Raw genomic sequence first — 5,833 nt, 5'->3', positions numbered from 1 at the left:
AATTCGGGCAGGCGTTTGTCAAAGAGATCGCGGTATCCGTCGTAGGTGAATAAGCCCGGCACTCCGTGCGCAAGCGGTTCGCCACTCGCGCGCGTGAACACCGTACCCGCCTGCGGGCCCACCGCGCGCAGGAGCGTGAACTCCTCCGGCGCCTCCTTCTGCATCGCCGCCTTCGCGCGTTCGTAGAGGCGCTGGGTCGCGTTGTTCATATCGAGGAACGCTCGGGCTTGCTGGATTAGCGCATCGTTTCTCACGAACGGCGATTGTACGACGCGCTCGCCTGAGAACAGGGTGTTGACGTGCTCGATCATCGAAGCACGGCCACCGAATACGGCCGCGCTGTCCGTGTTCGCCCAGTCCGATAGCACCCACGCCTTTACATCGTCGGCGTTGTACTTGGCCTTGTCTTGCAGCATCAAATACGCGCGTAGTGCAGCGTAGGCCGTTTCAGAATTTTTTCTGGCCATCGCATCTGATAACACAGCTTCCATGCGACGCACGATCTGCGGCAGCAGCAGGTTATCTTCGAGCGCATCATAGGCGTGGTGACAGCCGATGGCGATATCCGGAGCAACGAAGAGACCGTACCGATACGCGCTGTCGGGCGACGACAGGTCAAGACCCGGATATGTCGCCAGATACTGGGCATCGGTGAGTGTGTCGGGCACGGCTTCGGGCTTCGGGGCTTTGTACAGTTGCGTGACCTTGGCTAACAATGCCTGCGCCTTCCGTTCGATCGCATCGAGATACGCACGGTTGTTTCCGAGACTGGCCCAGACGCCGGTCGCAAGCCAGGCGAACAGCAGCAACGCCAGTGCATGGCCGATCAGACGCAGAAGCCGGAAGCGGAATTCCCAGCGCAGGTTCGGGCGAACCAAGTGCGCCTCACGGAATACGACCTTGGTCAGCAGGTCCTGAACAAAGTAGCTCAGGTGGCCGGACGCGGTGGAGTTTTGTGCATTGGGCTTGCGCTGCTCCATCGCCGCGAGGCGCTGCGCGATCGTTTGGCGCTCGGTGGCTACTGCATCGCCCGCCTGCGCGGCGCTCGTGAAATAGACGCCACGCAACGTTGCGTGGCGCTGGGTCGCGTCGTAGCGGGAGTCGAGAAATACGCTGTCGATCAACTCGCCCAGTGGCTGCACGAGGGCCGCGAATTCCTCATTCAGCGCCGCGAGCAGCCTTCGCTTGGCGGTATCGTACTCGTCCTGAAGACGCGTGTTGACGCCGTCGGCCAGACGCATCGAGAGCAGGCCCAGCTCGGTTGTGCAGCGCGCTTGCAGCCCTCCTTTCGCGATGGACTCCTTGCCATATGGCAGCGTGAAGCCCCATGCCTGAGAACGGCCCTCTGCCGTCAGCGAACCGAAGTACTCACTGAAACCGCTCATGCGATCCATCTTCGTGATCACGAGATAGACGGGGAAGCGTATCCCCAGTTCGGTACGCAGTTCCTCCAGCCGTGCGCGCAGTGCCCCTGATTGAGCGAGGCGGGCATGCCCGTCCTCGCTGGCCAGTTCAGCGAGATCGACCGTCAGGATTGCACCGTTGATCGGCGCGCGCGGACGGTGCTTGCGCAACAGCCCAAGGAACCCCAGCCATTCGGCTGTGTCGACATCGAGGGCAGGCGCGGCAGCAGCAACCTTAGCATGGCTGCCATCCTTGCTCGGGACGGTGTCGGTAGTCGGCGGCAATTCCGGCGCGCTGACGATTTGAGTCACGCGGGGCCGTGTGTAGCGTCCCGGCGTATCGATAAGCACCGCGTCGTTGGTAAGCCACCAGTCAACACTGATGGTGCCGGCGCTTGCACCCATTTTGCCGACAGCCTGCTGCATCTGTTCCGCGACCGGGAACGCGAGTCCGCCATTGAGCACCGCCGTGGTCTTGCCCGCGCCTTTCGAGCCGAGCGTGACATACCACGGGAGTTCATACAGATAGCGCTTGCCCTGGAAGAGCCGCCCAAGTCCGCGCGCGCCGGTGCGCATCGACTTCAGGCGCTCCAGTGCGTTGTTGACGATCCGGTTCACTTCTTTCAGTTGCTCGGCAGCCGGCGAAGGCTCCTGCTTGCCTCCGAACTCCAGTATCCGCGACACGAACTGCTCGTCGCCGCGCATCTTGTTCCAAAGACGAAATATCCAGTAGATCGCAAACACGCCGAGCACCACGGCAATCGCGATGGCACGCGTGGACTGCGGCTCGAACGGTTGCGCGTGACCGAGCGACAGCAACGGCGCGGCATACCAGATCATCAGGCAAAGAAGCGCCACGAAGACGACGCTCGTCGACCAGCCAGCGAGCCACAGCAGCAAGCCCGCGAGCAGCATGGCGATCGTCAGGACCCTCATGCCTATGCCGGCAAGCGGCTTGAGGCCACCGAAGGCGACGAGCGGACCGACAAACCAGATGACCAGACCAACGACGATGAGCGCGATCAATGCGAGCAACTGCCGCGACACCAGAAACGATAAAAACTTCTTCATTCTCAAATCCCGAAAACCCAATTGCGCCGGAGTGTTCATTCTGCGACGTTGATCTCGACGCGCCGGTTTTTCGCGCGTCCCTGGAACGTCTTGTCGTCGGCGATCGGATCGCTGTCGCCGCGGCCGATGGCTTCGAGTCGACTGGCCGGCACGCCCGCGTTCTGCAACAGTTGCATCACCTGCGTGGCGCGTTCTTCCGAGAGCACCTGATTCGACGCATATGCGCGACTACGGATCGGGGTGTTGTCGGTATGACCGACGACGGTGACCTTGCCCGGTACCTTGACGATTTCGGCAGCGATCTTGTTGATGAGCGGCTGCATCGAAGCGCTAACGGCCGCTTTGCCGGCCACGAACATGTCGTCACCGTGGAAGGTCACCGCGCTGTGATGTTCGTCTTCGTCAACGCTCACCTTGCCCGCCGCGATGTCGTCCTTGAGCAGTTCCTTCAGGTGCAGGGCCGGCGGTGCGGGCGGGGGTCTCATGCGGGCGATGTCGGCGATTTGCTTTTCCACGACCGCGCTGCGTGTCAAGAGGTCGTATTTGGCGTAGCCGTACAGGGCGAGCAGGATCAGGGACAGCACGGTCACGGTGATCCAGACGGGGAAGTCGTAGAACGGCCGACTGCGCCCGCGCGAGTCGCCTTCCCAGTGCGGCGAGAGTGCGGCGGGGACAGGGCCGCGATGCGACATGATCTCGGTGTAGAGACGTTGGCGCACGGCGTCGTGCTGTCGGGGGCCGTCTGCCGAAACGCGATAACGGCCCTCAAATCCCAGGCTAAGGACGCGGTAGATCACTTCGAGGAGGTCGCGGTGCTCCTTTGGCTCAGTCATGAGCCGTCCAATCAGCAGGTAGACCTTGTCACCACCTTGGCGGTCCTTGTGAAAGGTCGAGGCGAGCCCGTCTGTGATCCATTCCACGCCGCTCTCGCCACTTTTGCCCCACGCTGTCTGCGTAGCCGCTTCGTCGAGCGCCGTGCACAGGCAATAGCTCGCGCCGACCATGTGATCGCGGCGGATGTTGGCCTGCTCACATAGTTTCTCGAAGGTGCGTACCTCCTGTTCGAGCGCTGACTGCAATGATGAGATGGCATGTTTTGATGTCACTGTCTCCGGCATGTCGGCCTGCGCGCGAAGCAGAACACGGGATGCTTCGAGGAGCGGATTCGCGGAGGCCCGCACGACAGCCAGGCGATGGTTAAAAGGCTCCGCCGGAGGCATCTCCTTCGGCATCTCGGCGGCGGTCTTTGCACCGGTAATCGCGACCGTCAGCCCATTGTCCGGCGACGCTCGTCCGCCCGCTCCCTGGGATCCGGCCGGGGTCTCTTCGCTGTGCGACTCGCTTATCTTTGCCATGCGCCTAGTCTCCGATGCTGGCCGTTGTACTACCGATAAGCGTGCAGCCGCATTCGCTGCGATTGCCCGCCACGGTCACGCGCTCGCCGCCGATCGTAAACGTCGGGTGTGCCTCGATGATCTTGTTGATGCCGTGCGGGCGCCCGTCGGGATACGATTGCGGGCAGTCGACCAGATCGAACAGGCGGGCAATGCGCTTGCCGCCGATCGTATGGGTTTCGGAGCCGGTAATAACGCGACCGCCGTGTGAGGTCAGGTCGCCGACCACGATGATTTGCAATGCCATGTTCACTTCCTGCGTAAGTTATCGTGAAAGACGATTCGAATTTTGCGGGGTCGAGCCGCCCAGTCGCGGCGGTCCACGTAAGGTCTCAATTTTGAAATCCGTGTCATGGAGACACCTAAAGCGGCGCGTCCTGGGTCGCGGCGCGCTTGCGTTGGAGTTCGGCCCGCACGTATTGAGGCATTGCGTCCAGCGCGTCGCTCAAAGGTTTGCCCGAAGCTCTTCGTGCTGTCATCGCATGATGGACCCACTCGTGGCGATCGAAACTGGCCCCGTACAGGTAGGTGTGCTGACAGAAGCTGAGCCGGTCCGTAGCTTCCACGAGCCCCCATTCGGCGGCACGCTGGTAACGCGGCATGAATCCGGCCAACCGGTCTAGATAGGGCGGCGCGCCGTCGACCAGGCCGGACTCAATCAGCAATGCCAGCAACTCGTCGGGTTCGCTGTGGGCACACAGCGCATCAATATCGGCCTGCTCGAGCTCGATCCTGATGGACCGGCAGATGCGGGCGCCTGTTAGCGAATCGTTCTCGATGCGTTGCCAGTCTGCATGGCGGCCCCGGTACATCCATCGCTCGATCGGCCCCATGAACATGTTGCCGATTTGCTCGCCCCATACCTTGAAAACGGCACCTGTAGTGCGAGGATCGAAATAGCGCACCATGGCTGTCATGCCATCGCCGATGTCGGCAAACAAGAACGCCTGCAGATGCGAGACCAGCAAAGGCGAATCGACGCGGCTCCAGACCAGCGACAGGCAGGGCGAGTGAAGATCTATCCGGTCCAGTTCCACGACCCAGTCGGCCGCGACATCGTCGATCGGCGCCAGAAACAGCGAAGCCGGCCCCAGCTCTTCCTCGGGCAGACCTGAAAAGACCGAACAGAAGTCTGTACCGGACTTCTCCAGCAGCGGATAAATAACAGATGGACAGACCGCCGCATCAATCAGGCCAAGGAGGCGCGTGTGCCCCCGGGTGGTATTCGTCATCATTCGTGCATCATCAGGTAAGTGGGTGTCATGGCGGGCACACGTTGCGTGGAAGCGTTTGCGCACGTTTGCCCTGGCGTCGCAGATCAGGTCATCGCGGTTTCCTGCGCAACGTCCGTGTCCAGTGCCACTAAGAGTGGATCGAAACCGAGAAGGGGAGTGCGCTGGTCCTTGCCGATGAAGACGATGCGCGGCCAGAAATAACCGCCCGGCGCGTATTCAAGGAAATACGGCACGCGGAACCAGCAACGGCTGTCATGTACGTAGTCATCAAACAGCTTGACGGCCGCGTCAGGCAACTGCCCGCCCGCCTCCCGTGAGGCGTGCTGCTGAAGGAACGGTTTCGCCTCCTTGACCGGCATGAGCACCACGTCGTCAGCTACGTTGTAGCTTCGACCAATAGCAGTGCGTAGCGCATGTAGCGTGGTGCCATTGACCAGCCTCACCTTTGGCGAAGCGCTTTTCGGTGGGTCATCCCGGATTCCTTCATGTTGTACCGAGAGCTCCGGCGGCAGAGGAGGCGGAGGCGGATAGCTATTCGCGTAAGGGTCACTTTGCGCGGTCGCTTGCACGTGCCAGACGTCTCGCTGTTGCTCCGGGTACAGATAGCCGAGCAGCAGCCGCATTTGCTCCGCCCCCTGGCGCAGGTCCGTCTTGTCATTTGTGCCGATGTCATAACCCGTTTCGCCCGGACGTGCTGCGTTCGGTGGCGCATCAGGTCCGGATGTCGCGC

4 protein-coding genes and 1 pseudogene are annotated in these 5,833 nt (G+C 61.7%); all 5 read right to left on the bottom strand.

The features are described from left to right. The coding region (gene tssM / locus WCA53_RS12000) for a type VI secretion system membrane subunit TssM (protein WP_423909818.1) at positions 1-2,474 on the bottom strand (2,474 nt) is incomplete at its 3' end. 35 nt (positions 2,475-2,509) lie between these two features. Then, positions 2,510-3,829 (bottom strand): type VI secretion system protein TssL, long form, encoded by a 1,320-nt coding sequence (gene tssL / locus WCA53_RS11995; protein WP_423909815.1) that lies wholly within the window; start codon positions 3,827-3,829, stop codon positions 2,510-2,512. Between the two features lie 4 nt (positions 3,830-3,833). Next, entirely contained in the window at positions 3,834-4,115 is a 282-nt protein-coding gene (locus WCA53_RS11990) for a PAAR domain-containing protein (protein ID WP_423909811.1), read from the bottom strand. Between the two features lie 115 nt (positions 4,116-4,230). Continuing rightward, positions 4,231-5,103 (bottom strand): DUF4123 domain-containing protein, encoded by an 873-nt coding sequence (locus WCA53_RS11985; protein WP_423909806.1) that lies wholly within the window; start codon positions 5,101-5,103, stop codon positions 4,231-4,233. A gap of 83 nt (positions 5,104-5,186) precedes the next feature. Then, positions 5,187-5,833 (bottom strand): annotated as a pseudogene (locus tag WCA53_RS11980) (DUF2235 domain-containing protein); the annotation flags it as partial.

This window comes from Caballeronia sp. (genome assembly GCF_049581465.1).
In the GTDB taxonomy this organism is placed as follows: Bacteria; Pseudomonadota; Gammaproteobacteria; order Burkholderiales; family Burkholderiaceae; genus Caballeronia.
Note: the sequence above shows the minus strand (reverse complement) of the source record. Positions and strands in the feature narration are given on the sequence as shown.

Coding starts and splice junctions, on each gene's coding strand:
- tssL (WP_423909815.1), bottom strand. CDS start 3,829: ATGGCAAAGATAAGCGAGTCGCACAGCGAAGAGACCCCGGCCGGATCC.
- WCA53_RS11990 (WP_423909811.1), bottom strand. CDS start 4,115: ATGGCATTGCAAATCATCGTGGTCGGCGACCTGACCTCACACGGCGGT.
- WCA53_RS11985 (WP_423909806.1), bottom strand. CDS start 5,103: ATGATGACGAATACCACCCGGGGGCACACGCGCCTCCTTGGCCTGATT.